A 19,021-nucleotide genomic window follows, 5' to 3' on the forward strand; every position below is an offset into this window, starting at 1 on the left:
CGGAGAGCCGACCATGATGCGACTCGCGTGGGGCCTGTCGTTCGCGATCCTGCTCGCGCCGGCGCTCGCCGCGGAGGAGGCCGCCGGGCCGATCCGCAGGGGCGTCGGCGAGTCCGCCGCGCCGGTGGCCTACTGGGTGGAATCGTCGCTCAAGCGGGTCTATCCCGCGACGCCGCCGGGAGCCTCGGCGCATCGCCTGGCCGTCCCCCGGAACGCGAGGGCCTCGTTCCAGGTCTGCGTCCGAAACGAGAGCGCGGCCTACATCGGGTTCGATTGCTCGGTGGCCGGCGCCGACGGCCTCGCGCCCCGCGTCCGACTCGTCGGCCTGGTGCCGATGCCCCACTTCACCGCGAACACCGACGCCTCGGAGCTGGAAGGGGTCGAGCACGGCCCGGGCCTGGTCCCGGACCCGCTCCTGCCCGTGACGGGCGTCGCGCTGGGACCGTTCGAGACACGCTCGTTCTGGGTCTCGCTCAGGGTGCCCGCCGACGCGAAGCCGGGCCGCCGCACGCTGACCGCGCGGATCCTCCCGTGGGGCGGGAAGGAGTCGGACGTCGCGGCGATGCCGGTCGACGTCGACGTGGCCGAACTGGTCGTCCCGCCCCGCCGCGACTTCCCGGTGATCCACTGGTGGCGCGGCGAGGCCACCTGGGACTACTACCAGACCGGCCGGTTCGACGAACGCTGGTGGGAGCTGACTCGGGCCCAGCTCGCGAACATGCTCGATCACGGCTCGGACGTCGTCTCCGTCCCGCTGCTCGTCGCGCGTCGGGAGCCGTTCGAGCGGCCCTGCCAGCTCCTGGACGTGGACGAGCCCGAGCCCGGCAAGTACCGCTTCGACTGGGAGCGGACGCGGAGGTTCGTGGCCCTGTGCCGCGAGATCGGCTTCAAGAAATTCGAATGGTCGCACCTGTGGATCTACTGGGGCGCCGAGAACCCGGTGCGGGTCTATGCGAAGGACGGCGACGGCTTTCGCATGCTCTGGCCGCCGGAGATCAGCGGATTCTCCGACACCTTCCTCGGCTTCCTCGACCAGTTCCTGCCCGAGTTCCACGCCTTCCTCACGGCCGAGGACCTGCTGGACGACTCGTACTTCCACCTTTCCGACGAGCCCGGCGAGGGGACTCACCTGGCGAACTACAAGCGGGCCCGTCAGATCCTCCGCGAGAAGGCGCCCTGGATGAAGGTGATGGACGCCCTCAGCAACATCGAATACGGCCGACAAGGGCTGACCGACATCCCGATACCGATGGTGAACGCGGCCCAGGCCTACATCGACGCCGGCATCCCCCACTGGGTCTACTACTGCTGCGCCCCGACGGGGCCCTGGCTGAACCGCTTCCTCGACACGCCGCTCGCCAAGATCCGCATGTCGGGGATGCTCTTCCACCGCCTGGGCGCGAAGGGGTTCCTGCACTGGGGCTTCAACTACTGGCACCTGATGGAGCAGGAGAAGATCGGCGACCCGTTCCACGACTCCTCGAACGGCTCGTGGCCGGGGATCCCCTATGGCGATCCGTTCATGATCTATCCGGGTAAGGACGGCCCGCTCGACTCGATCCGATGGGAGGTGTTCGCGGAGTCGCTCCAGGACTTCGCCGTCCTGCAGGGGGCCGGCGTGAGTCGCGACGACCCCCGGTTCGCCGACCTGAAATCGTACGCCGACTTCCCCAAGGACGAGGCCTGGATCCGTCGGACGCTCGACGCCGTGCTCAAGACCGCGCCCGAGCCCGAGCCGGCGCGGCCTTGAGGCGAGCCGTCCAGGCTCAGGGGTTGGACTTCGCCATGGAGTCCAACTCGGCGAGCTTGAGGCGGACGGAGACGATGTAGGGCCTTTCGCGCTCGGTCCAGTGGCCGTAGGTGGTCGCGACGATCGTCCCGTCCGGCAGCACTTCCACGCCCGGATAGGCGCAGTCCCACTTGTGGTGGTTGTCCATCAGCCGGACCTTGTACTGACCATCGCGGCCGGCGACCACGTCGTCGTAGGTGCCGACCCAGGCGACCCAGTCGCCCTGGGTGGGGCTGTCCCTGGCGGTGTCGCGGAACGAGAGGAAGAGGCGGCCGTCGGGCGCGTACTTGCCGACGTGGCGGTCGCCGGTGAGCGCGAGGGGAAGCTCGCGCGGCTTCGTCCACGTCTCGCCCTCGTCCTCCGAGGTGATCACGTGTGAGTTTTTCTTGCGGGAGTTCTCGCGGAGCAGGACGGCGATCTGCTTGCCGTCGGGCGAGCGGATCAGGCCGGGTTCGCAGAGGTGGAGCCTGGGATCCTCGGCGATGACGATCGGGTCGCCCCACGTCAGGCCGCCGTCCTTCGAGAGGGTCTTGAAGACGCGGAAGACGTTGGGGTTGGGCCGATCGTCCCGGGCGTTCTTGCCGTCGCCGTGAAAGAGGGCCATGTAGGTGCCGTCCTTCAGCCGCTCGACGCTGGCCATGGCGACCACGCCGCCGTAGTCGCCGATCTTCGCCAGCGGGGACCAGGTCGCGCCGTCGTCCTCGCTGACCGCCATGCGGATCGGGGTCAACCCGGAAAACATGATGAGACGCTTCTTGCCCTGGGCGTCGACCACGCGGTGGATCGTGGGGGTTTCCTCCGAGGTCGTCCAGTTTTCCGGGGTCGGAAGCCGGTCGGACCAGGTCAGGCCGCCGTCCTCGCTGCGCTTCATCAGCACGGCCCCCTTGCCGTGGCCTTTGGGGTAGACGATCAACATCGTCTTTCCGTCTTCGAGGAGGACGGTCGTCGGATGGCCCAGATAATGGCCCGGCTCGCGGTCGACGATCACCCGGCGGTCGGGCTGGTCGGCCAGGTCGAGAAACCGAATCGCCGTGGAGGGGCGGGCTGATTCGGCGGCCTCCTGGGCCGCGGAAGTGACGGGCATCAGGCACGCGAGGAGGCCGAAGAGCTTGAACGCCGCTTTCTCGAAGGGCATCGAGTCGACTCCAGGAGGATTGGTTGACAGGGGCCTTACAATCGGGGGGAGAGCCTCGCGGCCCGAGCGGCGTCGACCCCGGCGTCTCCCGCCCGCTTCCCTCCACGGCGGGATTCGTCCCGGGACCATTGATCGCACGCCGGACCGTCTGGGTCATGGCGATCGGCAGCGGGCTGTCGGTCGCCAACCTCTACTATAGCCAACCCCTGCTCGAACGCATGGCCGACGACTTCTCGGCCTCCGCCTCGCGCATGGGGGTCGTCGCCACGGCCACCCAGGTCGGGTACGCGCTCGGGATGATGCTCCTCGCCCCGCTGGGCGACCTGCTGGAGCGTCGCCGGCTGATCGTGATCCTGCTCGGGGCGACCGCGCTGACGCTGGCGGCCGTGGCGTCGTCGCCGACGTTCGGCTGGCTGGCGGTCGCGAGCCTGGCGATGGGGGCGGCCACGGTGACGCCCCAGATCATCGTCCCGTTCGCGGCGGCGATCGCCGAGCCCCACGAGCGCGGGAGGGTCGTGGGCACGGTCATGAGCGGGCTCCTGATCGGCATCCTGCTGGCGAGGACGGCCAGTGGATTCCTCGGCTCCCACCTGGGCTGGCGGGCCGTCTTCTGGCTGGCGGCCGGTCTCATGGTCGGCCTGATGTTCCTCATGGCGAAGGAGCTGCCGAAGTCGACGCCGACGCTCGTCGGGACGAGCTACGCCGCGCTCCTGAGGTCGCTGGGCGGCCTGGTGCGCGACCTGCCGGAGCTGCGGACCTCGGCCCTGTTCGGGGGCCTGGCGTTCGCGTCGTTCAGCGTCTTCTGGACGGTCCTGGCGTTCCACCTGGCCGGACCTCCGTTCGGCTACGGCAGCGACGTGGTGGGCTTGTTCGGCCTGGTCGGCGCCGCCGGGGCAATGGCCGCGCCGCTGGTGGGGACGTTCGCCGACCGTCGGGGGCCGAGATGGTCGATCGGACTCGGCCTGACGACGATGCTCGCGTCGTTCGTCGTGCTGGCGGCGTTCGGGTCGAGCCTACCGGGCCTGGTGGTCGGAGTCCTGCTGCTGGACGTCGGCGCTCAGTGCAACCACATCTCGAACCAGACGCGAATCTACGGCCTGGCTCCGGAGGCCCGGAGCCGGCTGAACACCGTTTACATGGTGTCGTTCTTCCTCGGCGGGGCGCTCGGCTCGGCGACCGGGGCTGCGGCCTGGCCGCGGTTCGGCTGGCCCGGTGCGTGCGCCGTGGGCTCGGCTTTCCTGGTCGCCGCGCTGGTCGTCTTCGCGACGACGAACTGGGACCGTCCGCGGATCGGCGCCGGGGACGCGGGAGGCTCGGCCGTCAGCCCAGGGGCCGAGCCTTCGGCCTGAGGCGGGCCGCCGCTCGCCCTACCGAGGCCCCCCAGCTGCGGCGATGGACGTCGGCCACGACCGCCAGCACGATGACCGCGCCGCTGATCAGCCGCTTCGACGGCTCGCTCGCGCCGACGTGATCCAGGCCCGTCTGCAGCACGGCGATGATGAGCACGCCGAGGAAGCTCCGCAGCACCGACCCGCGCCCGCCCATCAGGCTCGTCCCGCCGATGACCACCGCGGCGATCGCCCCCAGCTCCATCCCCACGCCGCCGTTGGGGTCGGCGGAGGAGACCCTCGCGACCTGGAACACCGCCGCGATCGCCGCGCACAGGCCGGAGAGGACGAACGTCAGGAGCTTCGTCGGCTTCGGGTCCACGCCCGACAGCCGCACCGCCTCCTCGTTCGTGCCGATCGCCACCATGTATCGGCCCAGCACCGTCCGCGTCAGCAGGACGTGGCCGGCGGCCACAAGGGCGAGCGCGATCAAGAAGCTCGTGGACGCGCCGAGGCCCGGCAGCGGACGGGCCAGCCACTCGATCCGCGGGCCGACGTACTTGGTCTCGGACCTCGTCAGCAGGTACGTCGCGCCCCGGGCCGATTCGAGCATGCCGAGCGTGACGATGAACGACGGGATCGACCAGTGCACGGAGATGAATCCGTTGACCAGGCCGCAGGCCGCCCCCGCCGCCAGGCAGGCCGCCAGCGCGATCGGGAACGAGACCTCCCAGTCCACGATCGCGATCCCGAGCACGGCCCCGCACAGGGCCATCACCGAGCCGACCGAGAGGTCGATGCCGCCGATCACCAGGACGAGCGTCATGCCGACGGCCAGCACGGTCAGGTCGGCGAACTGATTCACGATCGTCTTGACCGTCTGGGCCGACCAGAAGTGGTTGCTCCTCGTCCCGAACAGCACGACGAGCGCCGCCAGGACGACCAGCATGCCGACCACGTCGCCCACGCCCCGCCATCGGGCCAGGCCCGAGGGCTCGGCCCATTTCTCGGAATCGGTCTCGGTCCGGGTCGCCGCGTCGCTCATGTCAGACTTCCGCCCCCGCTCGATTCGTGTAGCCCTGGAACGCCGCGGCGAGCAGCTTCTCCTCGGTCCACTCGCCCCGCGCGAAGGTCGCGACGAGCCGCCCGGCCGAGATCACCGCGATCCGGTCGCAGATCAGGAGCAGCTCCTCGACCTCGCTCGACACGACGACGACCCCCGCGCCCCGGGCGGCGGTCTCGTCGATCAGGCGGTAGATCTCGAATTTGGCCGCCACGTCGACCCCGCGCGTCGGCTCGTCGAACATCATGACGCGGGGCTCGCGCAGGAGCCATCGGCCGACGACGACCTTCTGCTGATTCCCGCCGCTGAGCTGCTCCGCCGGCTGCTCCAGCGAATGGCAAGCGAGCTGGACCCTCCGGGCCGTGGAGGCCGCGTCCTCGCGCTCCCGACGCGCCTTGAGGAACCCTAGGGGGCCGCGATAGGCCTTCCGCCGGCCGAGCGTCAGGTTCATGCGGATCGACCTCGGCAGCAAGAGACCCTCGGTCTTGCGGTCCTCCGGGACGAGCCCCAGCCCCGCCGCGACCGCCTGCCGAGGCTGCCGGAACCGGGTCGGCGTCGCACCGGCGACGGACACGGTCCCCGAGTCGGCGGGGTCGGCCCCGAAGATCGCCCGCAGCAGCTCGGTCCGGCCCGATCCGACGAGGCCCGAGATCCCGAGCACCTCGCCGGCGTGCACGTCGAAGCTCACGTCGCGCACGCGGTCGCCGCGCGAGAGGCTTCGGACGCGCAGGACGACTTCGCCCGTCGCTCGCGCGTGGCGAAGTTCCTCGCGCGAGGGGTTCGAGCCGACCATCAAGCGGACGGCCTCGTTCAGGTCGAGTTCGGCCGCCGGCCGGGTGGCGACGAGCTTTCCGTCGCGGAGCACGCTGATGCGGTCGGCGATCCGGCGGACCTCGTCGAGGCGGTGGCTGATATAAACGATCGCCGCGCCTTGCTGCTTCAGCCGGGCGATGTTGGCGAACAGGCGGTCGACCTGAGGGGCGGTCAGAGCGGCGGTCGGCTCGTCGAGGATCAGGACCCGGCAGGGGCGTTCGAGGCTGCGGGCGATCTCGACGAGCTGCTGCTCGCCGACGCCCAGCCGCGAGGTCGGCGTCTCCGGGTCGAGACCGTCCAGGCCCACCCGCGACAGGGCCCGGGCCGCGTCGCGGCGGAGGGCGCCGAAGCGGACGACGCCGAACCGGGTCGGTAAGCGGTCGAGGAACAGGTTCTCGGCCACGGTCAGCGTCGGGAGCAGCGTCAGCTCCTGCTGGACGATCTGCACGCCGGCGGCCTCGGCCTGGTGCTTGGCGGCGGGCCGGTAGGTGGCGGCTTGCAGGGTCATTTCGCCCGAGTCGGGCGGGCCGAGTCCGGCGAGGATCCGCGCAAGGGTGCTCTTGCCGGCCCCGTTCGCCCCCATGAGCGCGTGGACCTCCCCCGGGAAGAGGTCGAGGTCCACGGCGCGGAGCACGGGCGCGGCGTAGCTCTTGCAGAGCCCGCGGACGGCGAGCAGCGGGGCGTTCGCGTCGGGTTGCGTCACGTTACTTCTTGACCACGAGGTCCACGGGGGTCGTGCGGTCGGCCGGGGTCTCCTTCTTGGCGATGACGTCGAGCGCGCACTGGAGACCGAAGACGGCGAGCTGGTCGGCGTGCTGGTCGATCGTGGCGAGGATCGCGCCCTCGTCGATGGCGGTGCGCACGGCGGCGATGCCGTCGTAGCCGATGATCTCCACCTGCCCCGAGCGGCCGGCCGCCTTGACCGCCGCGAGGGCGCCCAGGGCCATGCTGTCGTTGCAGCACATCAGGGCCTTGATCTCGGGATGCTCGCTGAGCATGGCCGAGGCCACGCGGTTCGCCTGCGCGATCTCCCACTGGGCGCTCTGCGAGTCGACGATCTTGAGGTCGGCGGCCTTCGCGGAGTCCTGGAAGCCCAGCAGTCGCTGCTGGCCGTTGAACGCCGTCTTGAGCCCCTCGACGATCGCCACGGGGTCGCCGGGCTTGAGCTTCGCGGCCAGGTAGTCCCCGGCGAGCTTCGCCCCGGCGCGGTTGTTCGGCCCCACGAACGGGACCTTGATCCCCTGTTCCGCGAGCACGGCGTCGTCCAGCTTGTTGTCGATGTTGACGACGACGATCCCGGCCTCCTGCGCGTGACGGCAGGCCGAGACGAGGGCCTTGGAGTCCGCCGGGGCGATGACGATGGCGGCGACGTTCTGGCCGACCATCTCCTCCACCAGCGACACCTGGCGTTGGATGTCGCGCTCGTCCTTGATGCCGTTGACGATCAGGTCGAACTGGTCGGCGTGCTCCTTCTGATAGGCCTTCGCGCCCTCGGCCATGACCGCGAAGAACTCGTTCGCCAGCGACTTCATGATGAGCGCGATGCGCGGCTTGCCGGGCGACGCCGGCGCGGTCGAGCCGGCGGGGCCGCCGGGAGCGTCGGCGGGCTGGCCGCAGCCGCCGAGGGCGACGAGGAAGGCCGCGGCCAGCCCGAGGATCGGGAGCGAGGAGGTTCGGGAGGTCCTCAAGGCCGGGCTCCTTCGCGATGGTCGGGGGGCTGACTGGAGAGCTGGACGAGCGCCTCGACGACGCGGGCCTTCTGCGAGTCGTCGCGGAGGATCAGGTAGCGGCTGCGGCCATTCGGATCCTCGACGAACTTCGAGTGGCCGTCCTTCTCGATCGTCACCGCAACCGGGCCGGAGACGTCGAAGTAGCCCCGGTCGGGCTGGACGGCGTAGAGGACGCTGGTCAGGTCCCAGGTGGGTCGGTTGTGCGGCGGCGGGTTGTACAGGATGTAGGCCTCGGCCAGAGGGTGATGCTCGACGTATCCGTAATCGCGCTCGATGCTCGTGGCGGGGTAGGGGACGGCGATGCCGATCTCGAAGCCGCTCCAGATCATCTCGGTCGGCCACTTCTCGGCCAGCTTCGCGCAGCTCGGGATGTCCTTCACCACGTTGTATTCGATGTAGTGGGCGTTGCCGTCGATGGGCTGGAACGAGCCGGCCATGAGCGACAGGAACTTGACCTTGGCCCGGACCAGCTCGACGCCGGTCAGCGGCGAGAACTCGTCGCCGGGGGTGTCGAGCAGCCGGGCGAGGTTGGTGGAGAAGCCCACCTGCGCTATGACGACCGACTGGTCGGGCCGGGCGGCGAGGGCCTTGCGGATCACGGCGGTCGCGGGCGGGGCGTCGACCAGGTCGTGGGGATAGCGGGGCTTGCCGTCGTCCTTCTGATCGACCATCGGCAGGTACTTGCCGTCCTCCTTCGCGCCGCCTCCCTCGCCGACGACGCCGACGGGGACCCGGCCCCGGCCGTAGAAGGTGTTGACCAGGTCGACGAAGAGGGCGGCCTTGGGGTTGTCGACGCTGACAGTGACGGCGAGCAGCTTGCACGCCCCGCGCGACTCCAGGGAGTGGATCATCCCCAGGGCGAGGACGTCGTCGACGTCGCCGCAGATGTCGGTGTCGAAGATCACGCCGACGGGCTCCGGCTCGGCGGCCCGCGACGTGGGGGGCGCGGCGGCGATCAACGACGCCCCCGCGATCAGGAAGCTCCAGACGCCTCGCATCGATTCAACCTCATGAGTTCGGCCCGACCCAGGCCGTTCGGGAAGGTGGAGGGACGGGGGCTACTCTAAGTCAGGCCCGGGGGCCGGGCAAGGCCCCGGCGGGGGGTTCCGGCCGGTCCGCGGGGGTCGCGCCTCGCATTGCGATCGGCGCTGCCGTATGGTGTCGGGGATCGGCCGACCGCGTCGGATTCACCGCCGCGGGCCGATACGCGGAAGGACCCTCCCGCCATGAATCGAGAACCCAGCCCCCGCGACGCGAGACCGGACGGGACCAGTCGTCGCGACCTCCTGAAGGCCGCCGGCGCGGTCGCCGCGGGCCTCGGGGGCGCGACCCGAATTGCGAAGGCGAGGACCATGCCCCTCATCAAGAACGGCCGGATCAAGCAGTCGCTCGTCCACTGGTGCTACGAGCCCTACTGGAAGGATTACGACGCGTTCATCCAGGTCGCCAAGGACCTGGGCTGCACCAGCGTCGAGCTGGCGCCGCCGGCGATGTACCCCAAGCTCAAGGCCGCCGGCCTCGACAACGCCATCGCCCAGATCGACATGAGCCCGGACCCGCCGTTCCTCCGCGGGTTCAACAATCCCAAGGACTGGGACAAGGTCATCGCCGCCACGAAGACCGCGATCGACGCCTGCGCCGAGTACGGCTTCAAGCGGGTCATCGGCTTCACCGGCTACTCCGAAGGGCTCACGCCCGAGCAGGGGGCCGACAACTGCGTCGAGGGCTTCAAGAAGGTGGTCGGCTACGCCGAGCAGAAGGGCGTGACGATCTGCCTGGAGATGCTCAACACGCGGGCCGCCGACCACCCCATGAAGGGCCACCCCGGCTACCAGGGGGACCACACCGACTACTGCGTCGACATCATCAAGCGGGTCGGCTCGCCCAACCTGAAGCTCCTGTTCGACTTCTACCACGTCCAGATCATGGACGGCGACCTCATCCGCCGCCTCCACGAGCTGAAGGAGCTGGTCGGCCACATCCACACGGCCGGCAACCCGGGCCGCGCCGAGCTGGACGAGAAGCAGGAGATCTACTTCCCGCCCCTGATGCACGCGCTGCTGGACATCGGCTACGACGGCTACGTCGGCCACGAGTTCATCCCCACCCGCGACCCGCTCGAAGGGCTGAAGCAGGCCGTGACCCTCTGCGACGTCTGACGCCCGACCGACCCGCTTCCCCCGGCCGGCGCCGGCGCCCGCCGGGGGCGGGATTGGTTCACGCCACGACCGCGTCCGTCGGCCCGCCGGCCAACCGCGGCCACGGAGTAGATTCCATGCAAGAGTGGGAGGGATGAGCCAAGGAAGAGGCCTCTGCCAAGGACGTTGGGAATCGTTATGAACGGACGGGTCGCCGACATCCTCGTCTACCACGCGACCAGGTCGTTCGGGTCCAGGGAGAACCTCGTCCGGCAGGGGGAGAGGGTCGCCCACCTCTACCGGTCCCTTGAGCCGGAAGAGGCGGCGGCCCTCGCCCGCCTTGCTGTCGAAGGCACGGAACCCACGGCGATGGCCGAGTCCGACATGATTCTCCGCTGCCTCGGCTGCCTGCGCCCCGGCTCGCTCACCGGGCATCACGAGGCGTTGATCCACCGTGGCCTGTTCTATCCGCCCGTGATCTACCACCGAGCGGGTCCGGACATCGCCAGGCGATTGCTCGATCGGCTGCCCGGCGAGCCCATGAACCACGTTCTCTGCGCCCTAGCGTGGGTCGGCGGTGAGGACTTCGAGGCTGCGCTCCGCTCCTGGCGGGAACAGCCCCCAGCGTGGGCGAAGGAACTCGACCTCCCTCCCGAGCGATATGCTCATCAGGCGGGCTGGGAATTGGATCGGGAGGGGCATCGTCGTGACTTGACGACGCCGACATGTCGCCCGCTCGTGCCGCCGCACGAAGTCCCCGGCGAAGTGACGGGCGTCCGGTTCCTGGAGGGTCACGAGGGCGCGTGCGGGTGGTGCGGGCGACCCCTGACCACCCTCCTCGATATCGACCTCGAAACCTACCCGATGGTCCACGTCACGCCATTCCAGGGCCGTCTGCGGATCGCCGCTTGCGAGGTCTGCTCGTGTTACGGCACGGTGTTCACAAAGGTCGACATGAAGGGGTCGTTCGCGTGGCATGGATCGAACGAGAGGCCGGACGACCTGCCCGAACCGGACGAGGAATGGGAGACGCTGCCTCGGCACGGCCTCGCGCCAGGACCGCGACCTCGCGATCCGGTCGAGTCGGCCGACTGGCTGGTGCCCGGCGTGAGTTTCTCGCAACTCGGGGGGCATCCGACCTGGATCCAGGACGCCGAGTATCCCGAGTGTCCGGACTGTCACCAAACGATGCCCTTCGTCGGACAGATCTCCAACGAAGACTGCCAGGAATTCGGCGAGGGGATCTACTACCTCTTCGCCTGCGGGCGTTGCGGCGTGACGGCGACGGGGTATCAGCAGTCGTGAAGACCCTCCCGTTCGATAGGCTGGGACGTCAGTAGGCGTTGACAGCCTCTCAGACCGTGCTGGAGCCTTCTCTGATCGCGGCTGGCCGCGGTCGCGGAACCTATACTGACCTGATGGGCCGGCCGTCGCCGGGAGAGGCGACGTCGAGTCGCGACTTCCGGGCGGTGATCGACCGTGGCGACGACGGCTTGACGATCGGCGACGCGATGCCGAGGCATACCGGCACCCTGATCGACGCCTGGTCGAGGACGAGGCGGCCCTGGGCCCATTCTGCTCCATCGAGACGGCCTCGCCCGCCAAGTCGACGTCCTACCCGCTCTGGTCGCCGTCGACGGCTTCCCCGGCGGACCGTCGCCAAGAGCGACTTTCCGCCGGACGTCCAGGATCGGAAGCAGCCCCCGCATCGGCGCACCCACGTTCGTTATGGACGAGGGATTGAGAATTTGTTACCCTATTGGCTTGTTTCGAAGGCGGCGGGCGGGCGAGGGAAAGGGTGAGGTTCCGCGGATGGCTGAGAAGGCTGAGAAGGCTGAAAAGGTAGAAAAACCGGAGAAGTTGGAGAAGGCGTCGAAGAAGGCGGTCGAGCCAGGGTTCACCACCTTGGGGCTGGATCCGCGACTAGTGGACGCCCTGACGGTGCTCGGCTATGAGGAGCCGTCCCCGATTCAGCGTGCGGCGATCCCCGTGTTGCTCACGGGGAAGGATCTGGTCGGACAGGCGGCGACCGGTACGGGCAAGACGGCGGCCTTCGCCCTCCCGATGCTGCATCGGCTGTCCGAGGCGGACAAGAAGCACGCCCGGCCGTTCGCGCTGGTGCTGGTGCCGACTCGCGAGCTTGCGATGCAGGTCGCCGAGGCCGTCCACAAATATGGAAGGCCGCTGGGTGCCTCGGTACTGCCGGTGTACGGCGGACAGGCCTACGGGCCCCAGATCCGCGCGCTGGAGCGCGGGACCGACATCGTCATCGCCACGCCCGGCCGCGCGCTCGACCTCATCAAGCGGAAGACCCTCCGCCTGGACGGCGTCCGCATCGTCGTGCTCGACGAGGCCGACGAGATGCTGGACATGGGTTTCGCCGAGGACATCGAGTCGATCCTGTCGGACACGCCCAAGGAGCGGCAGACGGTGCTCTTCTCGGCGACGCTCCCCCCCCGGATCGCGTCGATCGCCAAGAAGCACCTGACCGATCCTCAGAAGATCCAGATCCAGGCCGAGCCGTCGGCCGCCGGCACGGTCCCCCTGGTCAAGCAGACCGCGTACATCGTCCCCCGGGGCCACAAGCTGGCGACCCTCGGCCGGGTGCTCGACATCGAGAATCCGACCTCGGCGATCGTCTTCTGCCGCCGCCGCAACGAGGTCGACGACCTGGTGGAGACGCTGAGCGCCCGCGGCTGCCGCGTCGAGGGGCTGCACGGCGGCATGACCCAGGAGCAGCGCAATCGGGTCATGAAGAAGTTCCGGAGCGAGACGGCCGAGCTGCTGATCGCCACCGACGTCGCCGCCCGCGGCCTGGACATCCAGCAGCTTTCGCACGTCATCAACTTCGACGTGCCGGTCGAGGCCGAGTCGTACGTCCACCGGATCGGCCGCGTCGGCCGCGCCGGGCGTGAGGGCGTGGCGATCACCCTGGCCGAGCCCCGCGAGCACCGACAACTCCGGATGATCGAGCACGCGACGGGCCAGAAGATCACCATCGAGAAGATCCCGACGGTGGCCGACCTCCGGGCCCGCCGACTCGAGCTGACGCGTGCGTCGATCCGCGAGGCCGTGGTCGGCGGCGAGCTCGAGCGTTACCGCGTGATCGTCGAATCGCTGGCCGGCGAATTCGACATGATGGACGTGGCGATGGCCGCCGCCAAGCTCCTGCACCTGTCGATCGGGGCCGACTCCCAGCAGGAGGAGGAGGACATCCCCGACGTCGAGATGCAGCGCGATCGGCCGTTCCGCGACGCCCGCGGCGCGGGAGGGCGGGGGCCCGTTCGGAATTCTCGAGACGGCCGCGACCCGCGCGGCGACCGCCGTCGTCCGGACGGCGACAGCAGCCGTGGCGCGAACATGACCCGCCTTTTCGTCGGCGCCGGCCGCGCCGCGGGGGTGCGGCCGCAGGATCTCGTCGGCGCCATCACGGGCGAGGCCGGCTTGACCGGCCGCCAGGTGGGCGACATCGACATCGCCGACCGCTTCTCGCTCGTCGAGGTCCCCTCCGAGCTGGCCGACTCCGTCATCGACGCGCTCCGCGGCAGCCGCATCAAGGGCCGCAGCGTCATCGTCCGCCGCGAACGAAGCGAGGAGTGACGCGCCCTCCGCCCGCGATCGGCCGCCGCGCGACCACGATGCGCCGCGGCGGCCGGAGAGCCGGCGTCGGGGCGGTCGGAGGCTTCTCGGCCCTGGCCCCCTCGTACCGACCGCTCCCCGCTCTGCGATCGAGCCGGCCCGGGGCCGATCAGCCCCGTCGCGGGATCCCCGGCGAGACGCCTTGCAACCGCCGGAACCATCGGACGGATCGGCCCCACCGGCCGATGGGGCGGATTAGGACTCGCTCCCCCTTCAGGAACCGATCCAGGTCGTCGGCCAACTCGCCGGCTGTGGCATAGCGATCCGCGGGATCCCTTCGGAATCCAGCAGGATGTGATCGAGCTTCAGGTCGTGGTGGAGCGCGTGACGAGAGTGAAGCTCGCTGATCGCGACGGCGACGACTTTCATCAGGGCCGCAGCCTCACGCGGAGTCGGCGGGGCCGTCGCCCACTGCTCGTTGAGCGTCCCTCCATCCAGGAATTCCAGGACGACATAGCCCCAGTCCCCGGTCGTGCCGACATCGTACATCGCGACGAAGTTCGGGTGTTGGAATCGGGCTACCGCCTGGAAGTCGAAATCGCTTTCTTACGGACGCCCTGCGAAACCGGGGCATCGATTCAGCCCTCGCTTGTGAGGATCCGACGCTTGCTTGATCGGAGCGGCGTCCGTCGACCGGGGGATGTCTCGCGATTGGAGCAGGGCCGAGAGGACGCGTCGAGCGAGGGGCGATCGAATCGAGATCACCTTGCGCGTTAGGGCCGGTCCTGGAGCGGCCGCTCCTTCCCCGGCGTCGCGTGGAGTGACCGCGAGGGTGCAGGCGATCAGCGTGCGGCTTCCGGCCGGCCTTCGAAGGTCAGGACGCCGTAGTCCTCGTAGCGGTGGAAGCTGGCCTTCGTGAGCGGAGCCGAACTCATGAGGGCGGGCTTCGTCCCCTCCGGGCCGTGGTCGTACCGGCAGAGGGCGAAGCGCCAGGCGTCTCCGGGCTTCGGCTTGCCGCCGGTGGCGGCGAACGCCGACCAGGGGATGCGGCCTTCGACCGTCCAGCCCTCGTCGGCGTCGCCGGGCCGGTCGAGCGTGCCGCGCAGGGCGACCGCCGCCTCGTGGCCGAGCGGGGGCTCGTCGCGGAAGGCGCGGCCCAGCGGACCACGCTTCGGGAAGGCGACTTCGAAGACCGTCGCCAGCGGGTTGACCTGGAACTCGTAGTACTCGGGCCGGTCCTCGCCGGGCTTGAAGAACATCTCGAAGACGTCTCCCTCCCAGAGGTGGTCGTTCCGCTCGCGGCCGAACGCCCGCAGCTCGGCGTCGTCCATCTCGGCCGCGTAGTAGAGGTAGCGGTCGTCCCAGGCGAGCATGGCTCGTGTGCCGGGGCGCGACTCGCCGAGCCAGAGGGCGGCGAAATCGGTGATCGGCCGCGCCCGTTTCCAGCAGGCGTCGTCGAGCCGGCCGTCGAGCTTCGGCGCCTCGACCGCCCAGACGCAGGCGGCCTTGCGCGTGACCGGCGGCTCCGCGCGGGCGTCGTCCCGGGATGGTGCGAGGCTCGCGACGAGGGCCATCAGGACGACCTGCGACGATCGCGACCGCATGGCGAAGGCTCCTGGCGAGACCGCATCGCGATCCCAACGGGTTCAGATCAGCTGATGAATCGGCTCGGCACCCTCGACGCCGACGAGCTTCTGGTCGAGCCCGCCGTAGAAGTAGGCGAGGGCGTTGGGGTCGAAGCCGAGGCGGTCGAGGATCGTGGCGTGGAGGTTCTTGACGTGGAAGCGGTCGTCGACCGCGGCGGCGCCCAGCTCGTCGGTCGTTCCGACGCTCACGCCCCCCTTGACGCCGCCGCCGGCCATCCAGACGGTGAAGCCGTAGGAGTTGTGGTCGCGGCCGGTCCCCTCGGCGAACTCGGCGGTCGGCTGGCGGCCGAACTCGCCGCCCCAGACGATCAGGGTCTCGTCGAGCAGGCCGCGTCGCTTGAGGTCCTGGATCAGGCCGGCGATGGGCCTGTCGGTCCGCCCGGCGTGCTTCGTGTGGTTGGAGACGATGTCGCCGTGGGCGTCCCAGTTGTCGTCGTTGTGGGCCCCGCCGGAGTAGACCTGGATGAACCGCACCCCGCGCTCGACCAGGCGGCGGGCGAGCAGGCACTTGCGGCCGAAGTCGGCGGTCTCGGGCCGGTCGATGCCGTAGAGGGCCTGGGTCTCCTCGCTCTCCTGGCCGTAGTCGACGGCCTCGGGGGCGTGCTGCTGCATCTGGAAGGCCAGCTCGTAGCTGGCGATCCGCGCGGCCAGTTCGGAGTTGTCGGCGCGGGGGGCGCGGTGGTCCTCGTTCTTCTCGCGGAGGCGGTCCAGCAGCCGGCGCTGGAGGGCGCGGTCGGTGCCGGCGGGGGCGGCCAAGTCGTGGATCGGCACGCCGTCGGCGCGGATGACGGTCCCCTGGTAGACGGCCGGCATGTAGCCGCTCGACCAGTTCTTGGGGCCGCTGATCGGCCCGCCGGTCTTGTCGAGCATCACGACGAAGCCCGGCAGGTTCTGGTTCTCGCTCCCCAGGCCGTAGGTCACCCAGGAGCCTAGGCAGGGGTTGCCGCTGAGGATCCGGCCCGAGTTCATCATCAGCATGGCCGAGCCGTGGATCGGCGACTCGGCGTACATCGAGTGGACGAACGCCATGTCGTCGACGCACGTCCCGAGGTGCGGGAACAGGTCGGAGACCATCTTGCCGCACTCGCCGTAGGGGCGGAACGCCCACTTGGGGCCGACGACGCGGCCCTCGTTGCGCTTGCCGCCGCGGCCGAACGTCTTGACCTCGATCGTCTTGCCGTCCAGCGGGTAGAGCCGGGGCTTGTGGTCGAATGTGTCGACGTGGCTCGGGCCGCCGTACATGAACAGGAAGATGACGCTCTTGGCCTTGCCAGGCTTCGGCGGCGTCTTGGGCGCGAGCGGGTTGACGAACGGGGTGAGGCCGTCGGCCGCGCGGGCCTGTTTGGCGAGGAATCCGTCCTGCGAGAGGAGCCCGGCGAGGGCCGCCGCGGTGAAGCCGCCGCCGGCCTCCCACAAAAACTCCCGGCGCGTGCGGCCGCAGAACTGGCCGTGGGGCGTGCCGGGGGTGCGAGGGTCGGCGTCGGGGTGCATGGGATCCTCTCCCTCGGTCAGTCCAGATAAAGGAAAGCGTTGGCGTTGATCGCGAGCAGGGCGTACTGGACGAGGGCCGCGCGCTCCGAGAGCCCGGCCTCCTCGCGTAGGGAGCGGAGGAAGGCCACGTCGCGGGCGGACTCGTCGGCGGTCGGCTCCCTGCCGGTCGTCAGCCGGACGGCCTCGCGGACCTGGGCGGCGTCGTCCCCCTCGCGGCCGGCCGCCAGGCGGTCGGCGAGCTTCTCGGCGAGCTCGTTGGCGAAGGCCCCGTTGAGCATCCCGAGCGCCTGGGTGGGGACCGTCGTCGTGTAGCGGACCGGGCAGCTCGTGTCGGTGTCGGCGGCGTCGTGGGTCGCCAGGATCGGGACGGCCAGCGACCGCTTGACGTGGACGTAGAGGCTGCGTCGCGCCGCATCTTCGGGCGACGAGACGCTCCAGCCCTGGCCCGGGACCGACTGGCCGGCGAGCACCTCGTCCGGGATCGGCGGGCAGACCCAGGGCCCTTTGGCCTTCGGGTTGAGGACGCCGGCGACGTTCAGGATGGCGTCGCGGACCTCCTCGGCCGTGAGCCGTCGCATCGGGAACCGTTGGAATTTCCGGTTCGCCGGGTCGCGGGCGAGCGCCTGCTCGGACGGCCGCGAGGACATGCGATAGGCGGAGGACAGCATGAGGAGACGGTGCATCCGCTTGACCTTCCAGCCGCCGTCCATCAGCTCGACGGCCAGCCAGTCGAGCAGCTCGGGGTGGGTCGCCGGCTCGCCCAGGGTGCCGAAGTCGTTGGGCGAGGGGACCAGGCCGCGGCCGAAGTGGTACTGCCAGAGTCGGTTGGCGAAGACCCGGGCCGTCATCGGGTTGCGGCGGTCGGCCAGCCACTCCGCCAGGGCTCGACGCTTCCCCACCCCGGGGCCGAAGGTCGCCTGGCCGGGATCCAGCACCGCGGGCACGCCCGGCTCGACCTTGGGGCCCTCAAGATTCGGGTTGCCCCGCAGCAGGACGTGCGGCTCGGCGCGGCCCCGCTCGGCGGCCGCCATGACCTCGACGCGGTCCGGGCCGACCTTGCGGGTTTGCAGGCCGGTCTGGCCCCCCATGTCGATGAAGAAGGCCATCAGCCGATAGTAGTCGGTCTGGGGGATGGGGTCCTTCTTGTGGTCGTGGCAGCGGGCGCAGTTGATCGTCATGCCCAGGAAGACCTGGCCGACGGTGGAGACGATGCCGTCGAGCATGTCGTAGCGGGCGAGCGGCTTGTCGGCCGGCTCGTCGTCCCAGACGCCCAGTCGGTAGAAGCCGGTGGCCACCTGCGCCTCGACCGAGTCGGGGGCGACCTCGTCGCCCGCGAGCTGTTCGGTCAGGAAGCGGTCGAACGGCTTGTCGGCGTTGAAGGCGTCCACGACGTAGTCGCGATAGCGCCAGATAAAGGGCTTGGCGGCGTCGCGCTCGTAGCCGTTGGTCTCGGCGTAGCGGACGAGGTCGAGCCAGTGGCGGCCCCAGGCCTCCCCGTACTGGGGCGAGGCGAGCAGGCGGTCGACCAGCCGCTCGAAGGCGTCGGGCGCGGGGTCGGCCTCGAACTCCTCGACGTCCGCGGGGGTCGGCGGCAGGCCGGTAAGGTCGTAGGTCGCGCGCCGGATCAGGGTCCGGCGATCGGCTTCCGGCGCCGGTGCGAGGTCGTCGGCCTCCATCCCGGCGAGCAGGAAGGTGTCGACCGGGTTGCGGGCCCAGGACGGGTCGCGGACGGCCGGCACGGCGGGGCGTGCGACCTCGCGGTAGGGCCACGAACCGGCCGCCGGCGCGGTCGACTCCTCGGGCCCGGCCGGGGCCGGCTTCGAGGAGTCGCCGTCTTTCCAGGGGGCGCCGGCCGCGAGCCAATCGGTGATCGCCTTGACCTCGTCCTCCGGGATGCGTCCCGAGGGGGGCATCTCCAGCCCTTCCTCGTAGCGTACCGCCTTGAGGAGCAGGCTCTCGCCCGGCTCGTCCAGGTCGACGGCCGGCCCCAGGTCTCCCCCCTTCAAGAGGGCCGCCCGGTCGTCCACGCGAAGGCCCCCGCGCGTCTTCTCGCCGCCGTGGCACTTGAGGCAGCGGGCGGTGAGCAGGGGCTCGATTCGGGTCGTGAACAGCTCGGCCTTGGCGGGGTCGGCGGGCGCGGGAGGCTCCTCGGCCCTCGCGTCCGGGCGAGTCGAGGCGATCGCGAGGACGAGGGCGGGGAGCCAGGCGAGGGAGCGAACCATCATGCTTTTCGCCCCGGGGGTCAGCGGGCCGCTGGATTTTCGGATATCGGTCGCTGAACCCAGGTTAAACAATTCGTTTCCGAGGGG

At 70.1% G+C, this 19,021-nt stretch carries 13 protein-coding genes and 1 pseudogene; 5 read left to right on the plus strand and 9 right to left on the minus strand.

Going from position 1 to position 19,021, the window contains the following annotated elements:
• Positions 1–13 precede the first annotated feature (13 nt).
• A complete protein-coding gene (locus tag G6O68_RS17250; protein WP_165249871.1) occupies positions 14–1,750 on the plus strand; it encodes a DUF4091 domain-containing protein in 1,737 nt (578 codons plus the stop codon).
• Positions 1,751–1,766: 16 nt separating this feature from the next.
• On the opposite strand, the gene G6O68_RS17255 is transcribed toward G6O68_RS17250, so the two are convergent.
• Positions 1,767–2,924 (minus strand): sialidase family protein, encoded by a 1,158-nt coding sequence (locus G6O68_RS17255; protein ID WP_165249872.1) that lies wholly within the window; start codon positions 2,922–2,924, stop codon positions 1,767–1,769.
• 155 nt (positions 2,925–3,079) lie between these two features.
• Between G6O68_RS17255 and G6O68_RS17260 the strand changes: the two genes are divergently transcribed.
• Entirely contained in the window at positions 3,080–4,273 is a 1,194-nt protein-coding gene (locus G6O68_RS17260) for an MFS transporter (protein ID WP_165249873.1), read from the plus strand.
• Here the strand turns inward: G6O68_RS17260 and G6O68_RS17265 are convergent.
• From G6O68_RS17265 to G6O68_RS17280, 4 genes are read right to left on the minus strand one after another with little or no spacing between them, the layout of a single operon-like run.
• Positions 4,245–5,297: an ABC transporter permease gene (locus G6O68_RS17265; protein ID WP_165249874.1), complete on the minus strand. Its 1,053-nt coding sequence runs from the start codon at positions 5,295–5,297 to the stop codon at positions 4,245–4,247. The two genes, G6O68_RS17260 and G6O68_RS17265, sit on opposite strands and share 29 nt — an antisense overlap.
• 1 nt (position 5,298) lies before the next feature.
• Positions 5,299–6,831, minus strand: coding sequence for a sugar ABC transporter ATP-binding protein (locus tag G6O68_RS17270; RefSeq protein ID WP_165249875.1), 1,533 nt, complete (start codon positions 6,829–6,831; stop codon positions 5,299–5,301).
• Position 6,832: 1 nt separating this feature from the next.
• On the minus strand, positions 6,833–7,816 hold the full coding sequence (locus tag G6O68_RS17275; RefSeq protein WP_165249876.1) for a sugar ABC transporter substrate-binding protein: 984 nt from the start codon (positions 7,814–7,816) through the stop codon (positions 6,833–6,835).
• Positions 7,813–8,856, minus strand: a complete 1,044-nt coding sequence (locus G6O68_RS17280) for a nucleoside hydrolase (protein ID WP_165249877.1) — start codon at positions 8,854–8,856, stop codon at positions 7,813–7,815. The genes G6O68_RS17275 and G6O68_RS17280 overlap by 4 nt, the downstream gene beginning before the upstream one ends.
• Before the next feature lie 228 nt (positions 8,857–9,084).
• On the opposite strand from G6O68_RS17280, the gene G6O68_RS17285 reads away from it, so the two are divergent.
• The 3 genes from G6O68_RS17285 to G6O68_RS17295 all read left to right on the plus strand — a co-directional run bounded on the left by G6O68_RS17285 (position 9,085) and on the right by G6O68_RS17295 (position 13,596).
• Positions 9,085–10,017, plus strand: a complete 933-nt coding sequence (locus tag G6O68_RS17285; RefSeq protein WP_165249878.1) for a TIM barrel protein — start codon at positions 9,085–9,087, stop codon at positions 10,015–10,017.
• Between the two features lie 177 nt (positions 10,018–10,194).
• Positions 10,195–11,301 carry a hypothetical protein gene (locus tag G6O68_RS17290; protein WP_165249879.1) on the plus strand — a complete coding sequence of 369 codons (1,107 nt, stop codon included), beginning with the start codon at positions 10,195–10,197 and terminating at the stop codon, positions 11,299–11,301.
• Positions 11,302–11,808: 507 nt separating this feature from the next.
• Positions 11,809–13,596, plus strand: a complete 1,788-nt coding sequence (locus tag G6O68_RS17295; protein ID WP_165249880.1) for a DEAD/DEAH box helicase — start codon at positions 11,809–11,811, stop codon at positions 13,594–13,596.
• 252 nt (positions 13,597–13,848) lie between these two features.
• Here G6O68_RS17295 and G6O68_RS17300 read toward each other — a convergent pair.
• The 4 genes and pseudogenes from G6O68_RS17300 to G6O68_RS17315 all read right to left on the minus strand — a co-directional run.
• Positions 13,849–14,151: pseudogene (locus G6O68_RS17300) on the minus strand (protein kinase domain-containing protein); the annotation flags it as partial.
• Between the two features lie 266 nt (positions 14,152–14,417).
• On the minus strand, positions 14,418–15,179 hold the full coding sequence (locus G6O68_RS17305; RefSeq protein WP_165249882.1) for a carbohydrate-binding family 9-like protein: 762 nt from the start codon (positions 15,177–15,179) through the stop codon (positions 14,418–14,420).
• Positions 15,180–15,221: 42 nt separating this feature from the next.
• Positions 15,222–16,712: a DUF1501 domain-containing protein gene (locus tag G6O68_RS17310; RefSeq protein ID WP_165249883.1), complete on the minus strand. Its 1,491-nt coding sequence runs from the start codon at positions 16,710–16,712 to the stop codon at positions 15,222–15,224.
• Between the two features lie 17 nt (positions 16,713–16,729).
• A complete protein-coding gene (locus tag G6O68_RS17315; protein ID WP_165249884.1) occupies positions 16,730–18,937 on the minus strand; it encodes a PSD1 and planctomycete cytochrome C domain-containing protein in 2,208 nt (735 codons plus the stop codon).
• Between the last annotated feature and the right edge of the window lie 84 nt (positions 18,938–19,021).

This window comes from Paludisphaera soli (assembly GCF_011064595.1).
Lineage (GTDB): Bacteria > Planctomycetota > Planctomycetia > Isosphaerales > Isosphaeraceae > Paludisphaera > Paludisphaera soli.